The following is a 16,120-nucleotide window of genomic DNA, read 5'->3' as shown; positions in this document are numbered from 1 at the left end:
GATCGGCCTCGATCCGGTCCGCTTCAACGCGCCGCCGATTCCGCCGGCAGGCCATAGACGCTCTGGGGCTCCGCCACGTCGCGCAGGCGATGCGTGCCCAAGGGCACCAGCGGACCATCGATATGGCCGGCGAAGGCGCCGGAGATGATGGTCTGGCGGCCCAGCTGCTTGCTCAGCTCCTGCAGGCGGCTGGCGCGATTGACCGCGGCGCCGATGACGGTGAAATCGAGCCGGCGCGGGGCGCCGATATTCCCGTACACGACCTCGCCGAAATGAAGCCCGACGCCGAACTCGAGCGGCCAGAGCCCCTGCGCGGCGCGGGCCCGGTTGACCTCCTCCACCTGCCGGCGGGCCTCTTCGACCGCCGCCAGGGCCGCCGCGCAGACCACGCGCCCGCTCTGCCGTGTGCCGGTCGGGAAGATCGCGAGAATCGCGTCGCCGATGAACTTCAGCACCTCGCCCTGATGCGCATGGATCGGCCCCACCATCGCCTCGAGCCAGGCGTTCAGGCCGTTCAGCACATCCCTGACCGCGGAGCTTTCCGAGCGCCGGGTGAAGCCGCGCATGTCGGCGAGCCAGATCGCGGCCTCGATGGTCTCCATATCGCCGCGCTCGACATGGCCTTCGATGATCCGCCGGCCGGTATGCGGACCGACATAGACATCCAGCAGATCGACCGCGATCTGCCGCAGGACCTGGCGTTCCGCGTAGGGTCCGAACAGATCGGTCGCGGCCTCGAGCCCTTGCAGCTCGGCATCGGTGAAACCGGTCGGTGCGGGTGTCGAATAGGCGATCACGGCCGATCGCGTGGTGTCGATGAACGGCATCGGGAACATCGCATAGTCGGTGGCCCCGCTCTGCCGCAACTCCTCCAGCACGGGCATGGTCTGCTCGCCCTCGAGGCGCCGACGGAAGGGCCGCCCGGTATCGTCGACGATCTTCATCGGGCTGTTCTGATAGCCGGCCGACTGCACCACGCCGGCACGCGGCACGCTGGTGTAGATGATGGCCTCCTGCTCCCAGACATAGCGCGAGCCGCCGACTTCGGGATCGAGTCCTTCGAGACCGAGCGAGGCACGGCTGATGCTCGAGCCGCGTTGCCGCAGCTCGAGGCAGAAGGCCTCGAACAGGTTGCCCAGGTCGCGCCGCTCCCGCGCCGCCTTCGTCAGCCAAAGCCCCAGCGTTTCGACATTCATCGCCCGATCTCCCCGCTCACCGTCCCTCCTTCACGACCGCGTCATCCTGCCTCGGGTCCATCGCCTCCCGCCCGGCAAGCCTTTGGTCATCCGTATTTGTTGCATCGCAACAGCGGCCCTTCCTCCGGATTTCCCCGGAGCGGCTGTCACACGGCCGTCACCGGCACCATGCGATGTTCCCGCCGGCCTCGCATTGCGTAGCTTAGGGGACTGTTGCAGGATGGTTACAGTTTCATGACGCGCCACGGGCCCGGCGCGAAACTTTCGCTGATGTCGAATGTATTTGCCCATGCCAGGGACGAAGCGCGACGGGACAGCTTGTCTCGCCGCGACCCGTTCCGCGCGGCGACGCTCGGCGATTGCTGATCTGGGGCTTTTGATCATGGAGATAAAAATGAAGCACAACTGGATGCAGAGGATGGCGGTGGTTTCGCTGTCCGTGCTGGCGGCGACCGCGTTCGTTCGACTGGCCTCGGCCGGATCGATGGAGGATCTGGTAGCCGCGGCCAAGAAAGAAGGGCAACTGACGGTCATCGCGCTGCCGCATGACTGGTGCGGCTATGGCGACCTCATCGAAAGCTTCAAGAAGAAGTATGGCCTGACCGTCAACGAGCTCAACCCCGACGCAGGCTCGGGCGACGAGATCGAGGCGATCAAGGCGAACAAGGGCAATACCGGTCCCCAGGCGCCGGACGTCATCGATGTCGGCCTCCCCTTCGGCCCGCAGGCGAAGAAGGACGGCCTGATCCAGGCCTACAAGGTTTCGACCTGGAACTCGATCCCCGACAGCGCCAAGGATGCCGAAGGCTTCTGGTACGGCGACTATTACGGCGTGCTGGCCTTCGAGGTGAACACCGACATCGTGAAGAAGGTGCCGGCCGACTGGGCGGATCTGGCGGCCTCGGACTATGCCAGCTCGATCGCGCTCGCGGGCGATCCGCGTGCCTCCAACCAGGCGATCCAAGCCGTCTACGCGGCCGGCCTTTCCGCGGCCGGTGGCGATGCCGGCAAGGCCGCCGACGCGGGCCTGAAGTTCTTCGGCGATCTCAACAAGAAGGGCAACTTCGTCCCCGTGATCGGCAAGGCCGGTACGCTGGCGCAGGGTGCCACGCCGCTCGTGATCCGCTGGGACTATAACGCGCTCGCCGATCGCGACACGCTCAAGGGCAATCCCGCCATCGAGGTGGTGGTGCCGAAGACCGGCGTCGTGGCGGGTGTCTATATCCAGGCCATCAGCGCCTATGCCCCGCACCCGAACGCCGCCAAGCTCTGGATGGAATATCTCTATTCCGACGAGGGGCAGCTCGGCTGGCTGAAGGGCTATTGCCACCCGATCCGCTTCAACGACCTGGCGCAGCGCAAGGTGATTCCGGAGGCCATGCTGAAGGCCCTGCCGCCGGCCGAAGCCTACGCCAAGGCCGTGTTCCCGACCTTGGACGAGCAAGCGGCCGCCAAGGAAGTGATCACCAAGCAGTGGGACAGCGTCGTCGGCGCGAACGTCCAGTAATCGTCATGAGCCCGACGGGCCGCGCCGGACATCCAGCGACGGGAATGGCGGCGCGGCCCGTTTCTTTGCAACCCTCGTTTCCCATTCATTCGTTTGTCGATTCGTTCCGCCAGGACCGGTTCTTCTCCGCTCTCGGAGAGAGCGTCATGAAAATTTCCCGCAGGACGGCGGTCCTACCATGCATTTTCATTTGCGAAAATGACATTTTCGGTGTCGAATTCGTCCCCGGCGGCGGCTGCCGGCCTTTCATCGGCCGGCAGCGCGCCTCTGACCAACCTCATGGCAGTGTCAAACAGGGATCGCTTCGATGCTGACGGCCTCGGGCGATTCACAACCGGGAGAAGCGAGCATGCTTGCGAGTGGAACATCGAGAAGAACGACGGCGCGCAACCTGTTCAGGACCCTGACCCTCGCCTCCGTGGCGGCTCTGGGGGTGACGGCTCTTGCCGGCCTGGCCTCGGCGGAGTCGATGGACGATCTGATCGCCGGCGCCAAGAAGGAAGGCGCTCTCAGCATCATCGCCGTGCCGCATGACTGGTGCGGCTACGCCACCGTGATCGACAAGTTCAAGGCGAAATACCCGTTCCTCCAGCTGAACGAGCTCAATCCCGACGCCGGCTCCGGTGACGAGATCGAGGCGATCAAGGCCAACAAGGGCAACACGGGACCGCAGGCGCCCGACGTGATCGATGTCGGCCTGTCCTTCGGGCCGTCGGCCAAGGCCGAAGGCCTGCTGCAACCTTACAAAGTCTCCACCTGGGCCAGCATCCCCGACCATCAGAAGGATCCCGAGGGATACTGGTACGGCGACTATTACGGCGTGCTCGCCTTCGAGGTGAACACCGACATCGTGAAGAAGGTGCCGGCCGACTGGGCCGACCTTCTCCTGCCCGAATACAAGAACCAGGTCGCGCTGAGCGGCGATCCCCGCACCTCGAACGAATCGATCCAGAGCATCTTCGCCGCCGGCCTCGCCCGGTCGGGCGGCAAGGTCGACGCGGCCGCGTCGGAAGGGTTGAAGTTCTTCGCCGAGCTCTACAAGAACGGGAACTTCGTCCCGGTCGGCGGCGGGGCCGCTTCGATTGCGCAAGGCACCACCCCGATCGTCATCCGCTGGGACTATCTGTCCTTGACCGACAATGACACGTTGAAGGGTAATCCGCAGATCGCGACCGTGGTGCCGAAGACGGGCGTGGTCGCCGGTGTCTATGTGCAGGCCATCAGCGCCTATGCGCCCCATCCGAACGCCGCCAAGCTCTGGATGGAGCATCTCTATTCCGACGAGAGCCAGATCGACTGGCTCAAGGCCTACTGCCATCCGATCCGGTTCCAGGATCTGGTCGACAGCAAGAAGGTTCCGGCGGACGTTCTGGCCAAGCTGCCGCCCGCGGAGAACTACGAGAAGGCCTTGTTCCCCACCCTCGAGCAGCAGGGTGCGGCCAAGGAAGTGATCACGAAGCAGTGGGACAGTGTTGTAGGTGCGAACGTCCAGTAATCTGCTATCCTAACGAGACTGGAACCGTGCCCCGCGAAGCCGCATGCTTTCCGCGCGGGCTTGCCGGCACGGTTCCGATCCTCGGATGCTCCAGGATATGCGGTGCTGAACGTCGCTGATGAGAAAGGGTTCTCTCGGCAGGCTCCATGGCTCAACAAGCGCAGATGGAATTGGGATCGGGCCCCGCGATCGCGCGGCCCCGTGTCGGCCAGACCGGCTGGGCATTGATCGGCGTCTCGCCTTTCCTTGTCTTCGCTTTCATGTTCCTGATCCTGCCGACGATGTATCTGGTCGTCGGCGCCTTCCAGGACGCCGACGGCAATTTCACCTTCGGCAACCTCGCCGATCTGTTCCAGCCCTCCATCCGGAGCGCCTACTGGATCAGCATCAAGGTGAGCCTCGCGTCGGCGATCGGCGGCGCCCTCGTCGGCTTCTTCCTGGCCTATGCCGGCGTCATGGGCGGGCTGCCGGGATGGATCCGCCCGACCCTGATGACCTTCTGCGGCGTCGCCTCGAACTTCGCCGGCCTGCCCCTTGCCTTCGCCTTCCTGGCGACGCTCGGGCGCACCGGCATCGTGACCGTGCTGCTGGTGAAGTATTTCGACTTCAACATCTACAGCACCGGTTTCAACCTGCTGAGCTTCTGGGGCCTGGCGCTCACCTATCTCTACTTCCAGATCCCCCTCATGGTGCTGATCCTGGCGCCGGCGCTGGACGGTCTGAAGCGGGAATGGCGCGAGGCGGCCGAGATCCTGGGCGCCAACTCGTTCCACTACTGGCGCCATATCGCGCTGCCGGTGCTTTGGCCGAGCCTGCTCGGTACGACGATCCTGCTGTTCGCCAACGCCTTCGGCGCCATCGCCACGGCCTACGGCCTGACCGGCAGCTCTCTCAATATCGTCACCATCCTGCTTTATGCCCAGATCCGCGGCGACGTGCTGCATAACCAGAACCTGGGCTACGCGCTGGCGCTCGGCATGATCCTGATCACCGGCTTCTCGAACGGCCTCTATATCTGGCTACGGAGCCGCAGCGAGCGGTGGTTGCGATGAAGCAGTCGCGCTTCGGTGCCTGGCTCGCCATCGCCATCGGCACCATCTACTTCATCGTGCCCCTGCTCGCGACCTTCGAGTTCTCGCTGCGCATGCGCCGGGGCGAATACAGCTTCGACGCCTATGCGGTGGTGCTCGGCGATCCCCGCTTCCAGGCGAGCTTCCTCTATTCGACATTCCAGGCCGCGGCGACCATCATCGTCGGCGCGCTGCTGGTGGTGCCGACCGCCTATTTCATCCGGCTGCGCCTGCCGCGGCTGCGGCCGATCGTCGAGTTCATCACCCTGCTGCCGCTGGTGATCCCGGCCATCGTGATCGTGTTCGGCTACCTGCGCCTCTATAACAGCTCCTCCTGGATCCCTCTCACCGCCACGACGCGGACCAGCGATCTGCTGCTCACCTTCAGCTATGTGGTGCTGGCCCTGCCCTACATGTACCGGGCGGTGGATACGGGCCTGCGCTCGATCGACGTACGGACCTTGACGGAGGCGGCCGAGAATCTGGGTGCGGGCTGGAGCACCATCATGTTCAAGGTGATCTTCCCCAACGTGAAGGTGGCGATCCTCAGCGGCGCCTTCCTGACTTTCGCCATCGTGATCGGCGAATTCACCATGGCGAGCCTGCTCGACCGCCCGGCCTTCGGCCCCTACCTGCAGCTCATCGGCGCCAACCGCGCCTATGAGCCGTCGGCCTTGGCGATCATCGCCTTCATCGTGACCTGGGCCTGCATGGGCCTGATCCAGCTTTTCGGCCGGGGACCCGCGACGGCCAAGCGCTGACGCGAAAACACCGGCTCAACGGAGACCAGGATGGCGTTTCTCGAGATCAAGAACCTGCGGAAGTCCTACGGCAGCAACAATGTCGTGGAGAGCTTCAACCTCTCGGTGGAGCAAGGCGAGTTCATCTCCTTCCTCGGGCCCAGCGGCTGCGGCAAGACCACCACGCTGCGCATGGTCGCGGGCTTCGAGATCCCCTCCGCCGGCAGCATCGCGATCAACGGCAAGGACGTCACCAGCCTGCGCCCGAACCAGCGCCATGTCGGCATGGTGTTCCAGGCCTATGCGCTGTTCCCCAACATGACCGTGGCGGACAATGTCGCCTTCGGCCTCAAGGTGGCGAAGTGGCCGGCGGAGAAGATCAAGGACCGGGTCGCCGAGATGCTGGCGCTCATCAAGCTGCCGCAGATGGGCGCACGCTACCCCTACCAGCTCTCGGGCGGCCAGCAGCAGCGCGTGGCGCTCGCCCGCGCGCTGGCAATCAAGCCGCAGGTCCTGCTGCTGGACGAGCCGCTCTCGGCGCTGGACGCCAAGATCCGCGTCGCGCTCCGCGAGGAGATCCGCAACGTCCAGCGCAGCCTCGGCATCACCACGATCTATGTGACGCACGACCAGGAGGAAGCCCTCTCCATGTCGGACCGGATCGTGGTCATGAGCGAGGGCCGCATGGAGCAGGTGGGCGCGCCCTTCGAGATCTACAACAGCCCGCGCACCCGCTTCGTCGCGTCCTTCGTCGGCACGCTCAACATCCTGCGCGGCAAGGTGCTCGACGGGACCGCCGGCCGCATCGAGATCGACGGACAGCCGATCTCGACCGCCAAGGCCATTCCGGGCTCGCAGCCCGGGCAGATCCGCTCCGTCGCCCTGCGCCCCGAGGCGGTCTCGCTCAAGAACGGCGTGGCGCATGGCAACCAGATGAGCGGCGCCATCGAGGAAGTGAGCTTCCTGGGCGCCATCGTCCGGATCCGCGTGCGTTTCAAGGAGCACGCGATCTCGCTCGACACCTTCAACAATCCGGGCGTCCCGCCGCCGCAGCGCGGCGCGCCCGTCACGGTTCAGTTCGGGCGCGAGGACCTGCTCGTGCTCGAGGGCGCGGAGCCGGGCTGAGCGGCGTCACTCGATCCGTTCGAGCTGCTTGGCGAGCTTGGTGTCGTCGTTATAGACCAGCATCGCCGAGATGCTGACATCCTCGATCATCGCGATCAGTCCGGCGCCGGGCGCGATCAGCCGGTAATAGGTATCCTTGATCGAGGCGGGTCCGACCTTGCCCTGATAGTCCCAGCGGATCAGCGCGGCCTCATAGCTGCCGGCCGGCACCGTGACCTTGTAGGCGCCGACATAGCTGTAGGTGATGTCGAGCGAGCCGGTGTGGGTGATATCCGTCGGATCCGAGAGGTCCGCGACCTTCACGTCGACCTTCACCTGCCGGCTCTCCCCCGCCTTCAACCCGCCGACGATCAGGGGCTGACCCGGCGTGAAGCGCGTCAGGACCTTCTCCTTCAGGTCCTCCTCCGCGGCGATGACCAGGCCGCCGTCCGCCGCCTGCATGAATTCGGTCTTCACCTTCTCGATGCTGTAGGTGAAGCCCGGCGAGAACCGGCTGTCCGTCGTCGACGCGATGCGATGCGCCTCGGACCAGCTCTTGCCCTTGGCGTCCCGCAGGAGATAGGTCAGGACCGTGCCTTCGCGCGGTGCGTAGGAGGTCGGCATCTGCAGGGGCGGTGCCGGAACCGGATCGCCGACGACACCCTTGCCCAGCAGCTTCTCGATCTGCGCCCGATCGGCGTCGGGCAAGGGAATGGCGGGTCCCGGATCGGCGGCGATCGCCATCCGGCCCGCGCTCAGCAGGAGCGAGCAGGCGAGCAATGCCGGAAGGACGAAATCCCCGATGCGCTTCGACCCGATGCGCTTGGACATGGCGCGGAACTCCCGATCGATGGCGGTGAGATCAGCTGGGCTTGAACTGCGGCAGGCTCGACAGCAGGTCGCTCAGACCCGTCCATAGAATCTGCAGGCCGATGCAGAGAAGGATGAAGGCCGTCAGGCGGACCAGCGCGTCGGTTCCCCCTTCGCCCAGCAGCTTGGCGATACGATCGCTCCAGCGATAGCAGACGAAGATCAGGAGCGCCAGCGCCGCCGCCGCGGCGACGCCGCCCAGGATGGTCCAGACCGACCCCTGATCGACCTGCGGGTTGCGGGTGCCCAGCGCGATCGCGGTGGCGATGGTGCCGGGCCCGGTCGTCAGCGGCATCGTCAGCGGATAGAAGGCCTGCTTCATGATGCCGACCGGCAGGCGGCTGCTGTCCGTGTCGACTTCGGCCGCCCGGCTTTCGGCCGGCGCGGTCATCAGCTTCCAGCCCGTCGCCGCCACCACCAGCCCGCCGGCGACGCGAAGGACCGGAACCGAGATCCCGAAAAAAGCGAGGACATAGGCGCCGACGAACAGCGAGGCGATGATGATCAGGAAGGAGAAGATGCCGATACGGGTGGCCAGCTCGCTGCGATGGCGATGGTTCAGCGGCCGGGTCATCGACAGGAAGAGCAGCGCGCTGCCCGGCGGGTTCACGACGGGAAAGAGCGCCCAGAAGACGAACAGATAGGTGGCGCTCACAATACCAAAGGCATTGACCGCGCTGCTGGCTGTCACGGCAGCTTCCTTTCCATCCCGGGCAGGCTCGACAGGATCGAGTTGACCATAGCCGGGCGGTGCCGGTCGACAGGTCCCGTGGACGGCCCGCGATGATTTCGCCTCGTTCCTGCAAGGCAGGATGGGATTGGCATAGGGCCGGGCGCGAGGCTAGGCTGGGTCGGACACTTAGCCATGGAAAGGGGCGGCATGGCGCGCATTCTCATCGCCGACGACCATGACATCGTGCGCCGGGGCGTCTGCGATCTCCTGGCCGAGCGCGAGGACTGGGAGGTCTGTGCCGAGGCCCGCAACGGCGCCGAGGCCGTGGAGCTTGCCGGACAGCTCAAGCCGGATGTCGTCGTGCTGGACCTCTCCATGCCCGACATCAATGGCATCCTCGCCACCCGGCAGATCCGCAAGCTCTCGCCCGAGACCGAGATCCTGATCTTCACCATGCATGAGAGCGAGCATCTCATCCATGAGGTGCTGGCGGCGGGTGCCCGGGGCTACCTGGTCAAGTCCTCGGCGGGCCGCGAGCTGACGCGCGCCATCGACCAGCTGTTGAAGCACAAGCCCTACCTCTCGCCGAGCGTGGCGGAAGCCGTCCTGGACGGCTATCTCCATCCGGAGCAGAAGAAGCGGACCGGGCCGTCGCTCTATAGCCAGCTCTCCGATCGCGAGATCCAGATCGTGCAGCTGCTCTCCCAGGGCCTGACCAGCAAGCGGATCGGCGGATCGCTCGGGATCAGCGTCAAGACCGTCGAGACGCACCGGGCCAACATCATGCGCAAGCTCGGCGTCGGTTCCATCGCCGAGCTGGTGCGCTACGCCGTGCGCAACAACCTCGTCATCCCCTGACGGCAACGACCCCGATCGGGCGTGCATAACCGGCTATAGGTAACCTCACCCCGATGGCCTGAGGGGTCCTACGGATAGCCCCGTGGACTCGAATCGTGTCCGTTGGCGGGCGTTGAGCCTCGACTTTCTTGGCGCGCCGGCTGCTTTGCAGAGGCGCGCCTTCCCGGGAGGCCATGCCTGTGGGGAGGCATGGCCTCCCTTTTTTCTTCATCGGTTCCCGTTCCGACCCTCGGGCCCGGGTCGCTCGTTTGATCGTTCAACCAGGAACCCACTGTCGCGGAGCGGCCATAAGATTCGGGCCGGGCGGGCTTTTCGCAGATGCCACAATTGTTTGCTTGACCTCTTTCCACGAATCTCTAGGTAGATTCGGGTAGTCTCTCGAGGAGGCCGACCGCGCAGTTGGGGGGCGGGATGGCACAAGCAGGATCCGAATCGCCTGGACCGACGGCCTCCGATACCGGGCCCGCGGAACGTCGTGCGAAATCAGACTCCGAGACGGGCCGCGCCGCTGAAGCCGGCGATCGTCTCGCCTTGCGCGGACATACCCGGCGGAGCGACAGGCCGGCCGACTTGTCGCGCCCGCCACCGAGAGCGGCCGGCATCGACGGCTTTCCCGTCGCCGAGCGCCCGGCCCGCGATCCTGAAACCGATCTGTTCCTGCAACGCACGATCGACGCTCTCTCCCCGCACATCGCCATCCTGGGCGAATCCGGCAGCATCCTGATGGTGAACCGTGCCTGGCGGGAGTTCGCGGAGGAAAGCGGGATGGAGGTCGAGAACGCCGCGGTTGGCGTCAACTATCTCGATGTCTGTCGCGCGGCCGAAGGCGTCGGTGACCAGGCCTGGCGCGTCCACGAGGGCATCACCTCCCTCCTGGCCGGCGGCAGGGCGGAGTTCAAGCTCGATTACGATCTGGACACGCCGCAGGGGCGTCGCCGCTTCTCGATGAGCGCCACCCGCATCGCCGGTGCCGGCCCGACGCGCATCATCGTCGCGCATGACGACGTGACCTCGCTCCGGCTCGCCGACGATCAGCTTCGCCGCCTCCTGATGCAGCACCATACCCAGGAAGACGAGGCGCGCCGACAGATCGCCCGCGAGCTGCACGACGTGACGGCGCAGAAACTCGTCGCCGCCGGCCTGCTGATCGCCAAGATCGACCGCCAGGTCGGCGACGGCGATCCGATCGCGCGCAAGGGCATCACCGAGGCCCGGCTGCTGATGGAAGAGTCGCTGACCGAGATCAGGTCCCTCTCCTATCTGTTCCACCCGCCGCTGCTGGAGGATCTGGGCCTGGCCGCGGCGATGCGCGCCTATGTCAGCGGATTCGGCCGGCGGACCGGCATCGCCATGATGCTGGAGGCCATCGGCGAGCTGCCGCCGCTGCCGCGCGACGCCGAGATGGCGTTCTATCGCGTGCTGCAGGAGGCGCTGGGCAATGTCTACCGCCATGCCGGCAGCAAGACAGCCGTCGTGCGGCTCTATCGCCAGTCGGGCGAGATCCGGCTCGAGATCGAGGACCGCGGCGTCGGCATCCCCTGCACCCGCGCGGACGGGCATATCGATCCCGCCCAAAGTGGCGTGGGGCTGCTGGCCATGAAGATCCGGATGGAGCAGGTCGGCGGCGATCTCGAGATCCGGACCGGGCCGCAAGGGACCTGCGTCTGCGCCACCCTGCCCGACGTCATGCCCCCCGAGCTGCCGCGCGGCTTCACGCCGGCAAGGGAATGAACCCGGTCTCGCCGGCGATCTGGCCCAGCCGCTGGGCGCGCCAGTCTTCCTTCGCCTGCTCGATGCGTTCCTTCGAGCTCGAGACGAAGTTCCACCAGAGATGCCGATGCCCGTCGAGCGGCGCGCCGCCGAGGATCATGACGCGCGCGGCCTGGCGGGCGTGAAACTCGCCGTCGGCCCCGGCCTCGAAGACGGCCATGTCGCCGGTCTCCAGGATCTGCCCGCCGATCTCCACGGGGCCCCGCACGACGAAGGCGCCGCGTTCCTCATGATCGTCGGGCAGCGGCAGCGTTCCGCCCGGCCCCAGCATGGCATCGACATAGAGTGTGGGGCTCAGTACCGGGGCGGGCGAGGTTCGGCCATAGGCGTGGCCGGCGATGATCCGCAGCACCACCTCGCCCTCGCGCCACTCCGGCAGCTCGGTTCGCCCCACATGCTGGAACGAAGGCGCCACCTCTTCGGCCGACAGGGGCAGCGCCACCCAGCTCTGGATGCCATGCAGGAGATGGCCGCGTGCCCGAAGCTCGGGGCCGGTCCGCTCGGAATGAACGATGCCGCGCCCCGCCGTCATCCAGTTGACGTCGCCGGGCGTGATGGTCTGGACCGAGCCCAGGCTGTCGCGATGGACCTGGGCCCCCTCGAAGAGATAGGTGACGGTCGCAAGGCCGATATGGGGATGCGGGCGCACATCGACGCCCTGGCCGGGCGCGAAGGTCACGGGTCCGAAATGGTCGAAGAAGACGAAGGGCCCGATGCTCCGCCGCTCGATCTGCGGCAGGAGCCGGCTCACCATGAAACCGTCGCCGAGATCGCGCGGTTTGCCTTTGAGGATCAGCATGCGGGCGGCCTTCACGCCGACCGCGGCAGGGCGGTCTCGACCAGGCGCGCCCAATAGCTGGCGCCGATCGGCAGGGTCTCGTCGTTGAAATCGTAATGGGCGTTGTGCAGCACGCCGCCCTTCTCCGCCGTGCCGCCGCCCAGGAAGATGTAGCAGCCGGGCTTGGCCTGCAGCATGAAGGCGAAATCCTCCGAGCCCATGGTCGGGGTGTAGTTGCGATCGACGCGCTCGCCCCCGACCACCTGGTCCGCCACGCCGGCGGCGAACTCCGTCTCCGCCGCCGTGTTGATGGTGGGCGGATAGCGGCGCTCGTAGCGCAGCGACATGGTCGCGCCGAAGCTCCGGCAGACACCTTCGGCGATGCGCCGGATGGCGGGCTCGATCGAATCCTGAATGCGCGGCTCGAAACTGCGGCAGGTGCCGCGGATGACGCAGGATTCCGGGATCACGTTCCAGGCATCGCCGCCATGGATCTGCGTCACCGACACCACGGCCGCATCCAGCGGCGCCACATTGCGGCTGACGATGCTCTGCAGCGCCGCGACGATATGGGCGCCGGTCAGGAGCGGATCGATGCCCTGATGCGGCATCGCGCCATGGGCGCCCTTCCCCGCCACGGTGATCTCGAAGATGTCGTAGGAGGCCATCATCGGGCCCGTCCGCACGGCGAAATGCCCGACCGGCAGGTGCGGCCAGTTGTGCATGCCATAGACGGACTCGACCGGGAACTTCTCGAACAGGCCGTCCGCCACCATGACCCGGCCGCCGCCCTCGTTCTCCTCGGCCGGCTGGAAGATGAAATGGACCGTGCCGGCGAAGTTGCGCGTCTCCGCGAGATAGCGCGCGGCGCCCAGCAGCATCGTCGTATGCCCGTCATGGCCGCAGGCATGCATCTTGCCCTGGTTGAGCGATTTGTGGGCGAAGCCGTTTTCCTCGTGGATGTGAAGCGCATCCATGTCGGCCCTGAGCGCGATCGCGCGGCTGCCGGGAGCCGCTCCCTTGAGGGTGCCGACGACACCCGTGCCGGCCAGCCCGCGATGGACCGCGATCCCGAACCCTTCCAGCTTGGCCGCGACGAAATCCGAGGTCCGATGCTCCTCGAAGGCCGTCTCGGGATGGGCATGGAGGTCGCGCCGCCACGCCGTCATGTCGGCATGGAACTCGGCGATACGGTTGACGATCGGCATCGGGTGATCCGCTCCTTGTCCTGTCCGGCCCCGGGCGTAAGGGCTCGGCCGTCAGGATAGCCCGGCGGGCAAGAGCGCGCGAAGGCCGTTTCGTGGGAGGCCTGCGGCCTCGGTTGCCGCCCCTGCCAAGCCCGCCTATCCTCGGCGGCTCATGGCCGTGCGGGCGGGCCGAGCGAGCCTTTCCCAACCGTGCGCAAATCTCACGATCGGAGCATGGGCAAGGCCCGAGAGCAGACCTGGGTATGGCATTTCGACCGGCCCGTGCCCGACATGTGGGCGGTGCTGGCCGACACCGCGCGCTTCAACGAAGCCGCGCGGGTGCCGAAGCACGAGATCATCGAGATTCCGCAGCCGGACGGCGCGGTCGAGTATTTCGGCCTGCTGAAGCGGGGCCCGTTCGCCCTCAGATGGCGCGAGCGGCCGGTCAACTGGATCCATGAGCGCTGGTTCGAGCATTGTCGCGAGTTCGTCAACGGGCCGCTGGTCTCGCTCTGCGCCTCCTTCACGCTCGAACCCGAAGGCGGCGGCAGCTGCGGCCGTTACACCATGTCGGCCGAGCCGCGGAACTGGCTGGGCCGGCTGATCCTGGCGGGCAGCTTCTTCGGCAAGACCAGCCGCACCTTCGAGACGCTGGCGCAGCAGGCGGCGGCCTTCGCCGGCGGCCAGCGCGAGAAGCCCTTCGACTACGAGCCGCCCAAGCCTTCCGAGGAGACCCGGCGCCGGATCGAGGCGGCCGTGCGGGCCATCGAGGCGACCCCGTACGGCCACCGGCTGGCCCAACGCCTTGCCGACCATGTCGTCAACGCCCAGGAGGCCGACCTCTGGCGTCTGCGTCCCCTGCAGCTGGCGCGCGCCTGGAACGTGCCGGCGCGCCATGTGGTGGAAGCCTGCCTGCAGGCGGTGCGCAGCGGCTTGCTCGAGCTGCGCTGGAACGTGCTCTGCCCGCGCTGCCGCGTCGCCAAGGCCTGGTCGGGATCGCTCGACCAGCTGCCGACCGGCGCCCATTGCCCGACCTGCAACATCGACTACGACCGCGATTTCTCGAAGAACGTCGAGGCGGTGTTCCGGCCGGCCGCCGCGATCCGGCCGCTGGTCACCGGCGAATATTGCCTGTTCGGCCCGCTCTCGACGCCGCATATCAAGCTGCATCTGACGCTCGATCCGGGCCAGACGCGGACGCTCGATATCGATCTCCCGTTCGGCCCCTACCGGTTCCGCACGCTGGAGCCCGGCCCCGAGCGGAGCATCGACTGGCAGGCGGGCGCCCTGCCAACCGCGATCATGCATGACGACCACCTTGAGCTGGGGGCGGCCGGCGCGGCGGGCACGGTGACGCTGATCAACCGCAGCCGGCGCCCCGTCACCCTCCTGCTGGAGGATCGCGGCTGGGCCCAAGACGCCCTGACCGCGGACCGGATCACCGCCCTCCAGGCCTTCCGCGATCTATTCGGCGGCGACGTGCTGCGGCCCGGCGACGATGTCGGCATCGCCGAGATCACGCTGATGTTCACCGACCTCAAGGGATCGACCGCGCTCTACGAGCGCGTGGGCGATGCCCGCGCCTATCGGGTGGTGCGCGAGCATTTCGCCTTCCTGGCCGCGATCGTGCGCGAGCATGACGGCACCATCGTCAAGACGATCGGCGACGCGGTCATGGCGGCCTTCGCCGATCCGGCCGCGGCGATGCGGGCGGCGCTCGCCATCCAGCGCAAGGTGGCGGATTTCAACGCGACCCATGGCGAGGGCGCGATCGTGATCAAGCTCGGCCTGCATAAGGGTCCCTGCATCGCCGTCACCCTCAACGACCGGCTCGACTATTTCGGCTCGACCGTCAATCTGGCGGCCAGGCTGCAGGGGCAGAGCCTCGGCGGCGATATCGTGCTGTCGGCGGCCCTGGCCGAGGATGATGGGGTCAAGTCGGTCCTCGGCTCGCTGGTGGCGACAGAGGAAGCGGCCGAGATCCGGGGCTTCGACCGGCCGGCTCAGTTCTGCCGGCTGAAGCCTGCCACGATCTCGACCGCCGCCCCCTCCGCCGGCATCCTCCCCTAGGACGCCAGCGGCAGCGGCAGGGAGCACTGAAGCTTATAGACAAGATCCCGCCCGATGATCCGATGGATGGCCGTGCGCAATCCCTCGTCCACGGCGAGGAGTTGCGACAACCGTTCCTTGGAGATCGAGAAGACCTTGCAGCTCCCCACGCTGGTCACCGTCGCGCAGGCGGGTGCCCCCGTAAGAAAGCTCATTTCCCCCACGAACGAGCCTGCCCGCACCAGCGCGACGATGCCCCCATTGACTTCCACTTTCGCCAACCCGTCGGTCATCACATAGAGCTCGGGAACCGGGCGACCCTCCCAGGTCAGGACCTCGCCGCCCGCGCATTCCCGCCACCGCCCGCTCTTCAGCAGGCGGCAGAAGCCGACCGTGCTCATGCCTTCGAACAGCCCCTTATGCAGCGAACGTTCCTGCTCGCTCAGCTTGACGCTGAACCGATCCCGGGTCATCCGGAGCAGCTGGCCGGCATTGATCGCCACGAAGATGGCGGCCCAGACGATACCCACCCAGAGCGGCGGCGTGGAGCCGAAATAGAAATAGATGCCCTCGAGCCCGAGGGCCAGGATGGCCAGGCCGCGCAGCCACCAGAGGCTCGTGACGAGATAGGAGACGGCGAGCAGCGCGTAACAGAGGTTCGCGGCCCAGTCCTGCCAGGTCATCACCGTCAGTAGCGTGTTCACGAGCGCCTCCCTTCACATCGGTGAACAGCGCGCGCATTCTGTGATGGCGTCTCGACGCCATGATGTCGCCCAATGCTTCAATTGTTGCAGCGGCGGCGGATCCTTTCGCGGGTGCGAAA

14 protein-coding genes are annotated in these 16,120 nt (G+C 66.6%); 8 read left to right on the top strand and 6 right to left on the bottom strand.

The window, feature by feature from the left end; translation table 11 throughout:
- Positions 1-23 precede the first annotated feature (23 nt).
- On the bottom strand, positions 24-1,196 hold the full coding sequence (locus FRZ61_RS09500) for an adenylate/guanylate cyclase domain-containing protein (protein ID WP_151116936.1): 1,173 nt from the start codon (positions 1,194-1,196) through the stop codon (positions 24-26).
- 394 nt (positions 1,197-1,590) lie between these two features.
- Between FRZ61_RS09500 and FRZ61_RS09495 the strand changes: the two genes are divergently transcribed.
- The 5 genes from FRZ61_RS09495 to FRZ61_RS09475 all read left to right on the top strand — a co-directional run bounded on the left by FRZ61_RS09495 (position 1,591) and on the right by FRZ61_RS09475 (position 7,133).
- Positions 1,591-2,703 (top strand): ABC transporter substrate-binding protein, encoded by a 1,113-nt coding sequence (locus FRZ61_RS09495; protein ID WP_151116934.1) that lies wholly within the window; start codon positions 1,591-1,593, stop codon positions 2,701-2,703.
- A gap of 349 nt (positions 2,704-3,052) precedes the next feature.
- Complete coding sequence (locus FRZ61_RS09490) at positions 3,053-4,198, top strand: ABC transporter substrate-binding protein (protein ID WP_151116932.1); 1,146 nt, start codon at positions 3,053-3,055, stop codon at positions 4,196-4,198.
- Between the two features lie 146 nt (positions 4,199-4,344).
- Positions 4,345-5,250, top strand: coding sequence for an ABC transporter permease (locus FRZ61_RS09485; RefSeq protein ID WP_225309191.1), 906 nt, complete (start codon positions 4,345-4,347; stop codon positions 5,248-5,250).
- Positions 5,247-6,029, top strand: coding sequence for an ABC transporter permease (locus FRZ61_RS09480; protein ID WP_151116930.1), 783 nt, complete (start codon positions 5,247-5,249; stop codon positions 6,027-6,029). Before FRZ61_RS09485 ends, FRZ61_RS09480 begins: the two co-directional genes overlap by 4 nt.
- Before the next feature lie 30 nt (positions 6,030-6,059).
- Positions 6,060-7,133 carry an ABC transporter ATP-binding protein gene (locus FRZ61_RS09475; RefSeq protein WP_151116928.1) on the top strand — a complete coding sequence of 358 codons (1,074 nt, stop codon included), beginning with the start codon at positions 6,060-6,062 and terminating at the stop codon, positions 7,131-7,133.
- 6 nt (positions 7,134-7,139) lie between these two features.
- Here the strand turns inward: FRZ61_RS09475 and FRZ61_RS09470 are convergent, their stop codons facing one another.
- Together FRZ61_RS09470 and FRZ61_RS09465 are read right to left on the bottom strand one after the other, a co-directional pair.
- The gene (locus FRZ61_RS09470) at positions 7,140-7,943 is read right to left on the bottom strand and encodes a hypothetical protein (protein ID WP_151116926.1); all 804 of its coding nucleotides are present in this window, start codon (positions 7,941-7,943) and stop codon (positions 7,140-7,142) included.
- A gap of 31 nt (positions 7,944-7,974) precedes the next feature.
- On the bottom strand, positions 7,975-8,673 hold the full coding sequence (locus FRZ61_RS09465) for a MarC family protein (RefSeq protein WP_225309190.1): 699 nt from the start codon (positions 8,671-8,673) through the stop codon (positions 7,975-7,977).
- A 189-nt stretch (positions 8,674-8,862) separates the two neighbouring features.
- Here FRZ61_RS09465 and FRZ61_RS09460 point away from each other — a divergent pair, with 189 nt between their 5' ends.
- Positions 8,863-9,513, top strand: coding sequence for a response regulator (locus FRZ61_RS09460; protein ID WP_151116924.1), 651 nt, complete (start codon positions 8,863-8,865; stop codon positions 9,511-9,513).
- A gap of 570 nt (positions 9,514-10,083) precedes the next feature.
- The gene (locus FRZ61_RS09455; RefSeq protein WP_191909368.1) at positions 10,084-11,244 is read left to right on the top strand and encodes a sensor histidine kinase; all 1,161 of its coding nucleotides are present in this window, start codon (positions 10,084-10,086) and stop codon (positions 11,242-11,244) included.
- On the opposite strand, the gene FRZ61_RS09450 is transcribed toward FRZ61_RS09455, so the two are convergent.
- Together FRZ61_RS09450 and FRZ61_RS09445 are read right to left on the bottom strand one after the other, a co-directional pair.
- On the bottom strand, positions 11,225-12,082 hold the full coding sequence (locus tag FRZ61_RS09450; RefSeq protein WP_151116920.1) for a pirin family protein: 858 nt from the start codon (positions 12,080-12,082) through the stop codon (positions 11,225-11,227). The two genes, FRZ61_RS09455 and FRZ61_RS09450, sit on opposite strands and share 20 nt — an antisense overlap.
- A gap of 11 nt (positions 12,083-12,093) precedes the next feature.
- The gene (locus FRZ61_RS09445; protein WP_151116918.1) at positions 12,094-13,269 is read right to left on the bottom strand and encodes a M20 aminoacylase family protein; all 1,176 of its coding nucleotides are present in this window, start codon (positions 13,267-13,269) and stop codon (positions 12,094-12,096) included.
- 213 nt (positions 13,270-13,482) lie between these two features.
- On the opposite strand from FRZ61_RS09445, the gene FRZ61_RS09440 reads away from it, so the two are divergent.
- Entirely contained in the window at positions 13,483-15,318 is a 1,836-nt protein-coding gene (locus tag FRZ61_RS09440; RefSeq protein ID WP_151116916.1) for an adenylate/guanylate cyclase domain-containing protein, read from the top strand.
- Here the strand turns inward: FRZ61_RS09440 and FRZ61_RS09435 are convergent.
- On the bottom strand, positions 15,315-16,001 hold the full coding sequence (locus FRZ61_RS09435) for a Crp/Fnr family transcriptional regulator (protein WP_151116914.1): 687 nt from the start codon (positions 15,999-16,001) through the stop codon (positions 15,315-15,317). The two genes, FRZ61_RS09440 and FRZ61_RS09435, sit on opposite strands and share 4 nt — an antisense overlap.
- Positions 16,002-16,120: the final 119 nt, after the last annotated feature.

It is taken from the genome of Hypericibacter adhaerens (assembly GCF_008728835.1).
Taxonomy (GTDB): Bacteria; Pseudomonadota; Alphaproteobacteria; order Dongiales; family Dongiaceae; genus Hypericibacter; species Hypericibacter adhaerens.
The sequence above is the reverse complement of the archived record's forward strand: the minus strand, read 5'-3'. Positions and strand labels throughout refer to the sequence as shown.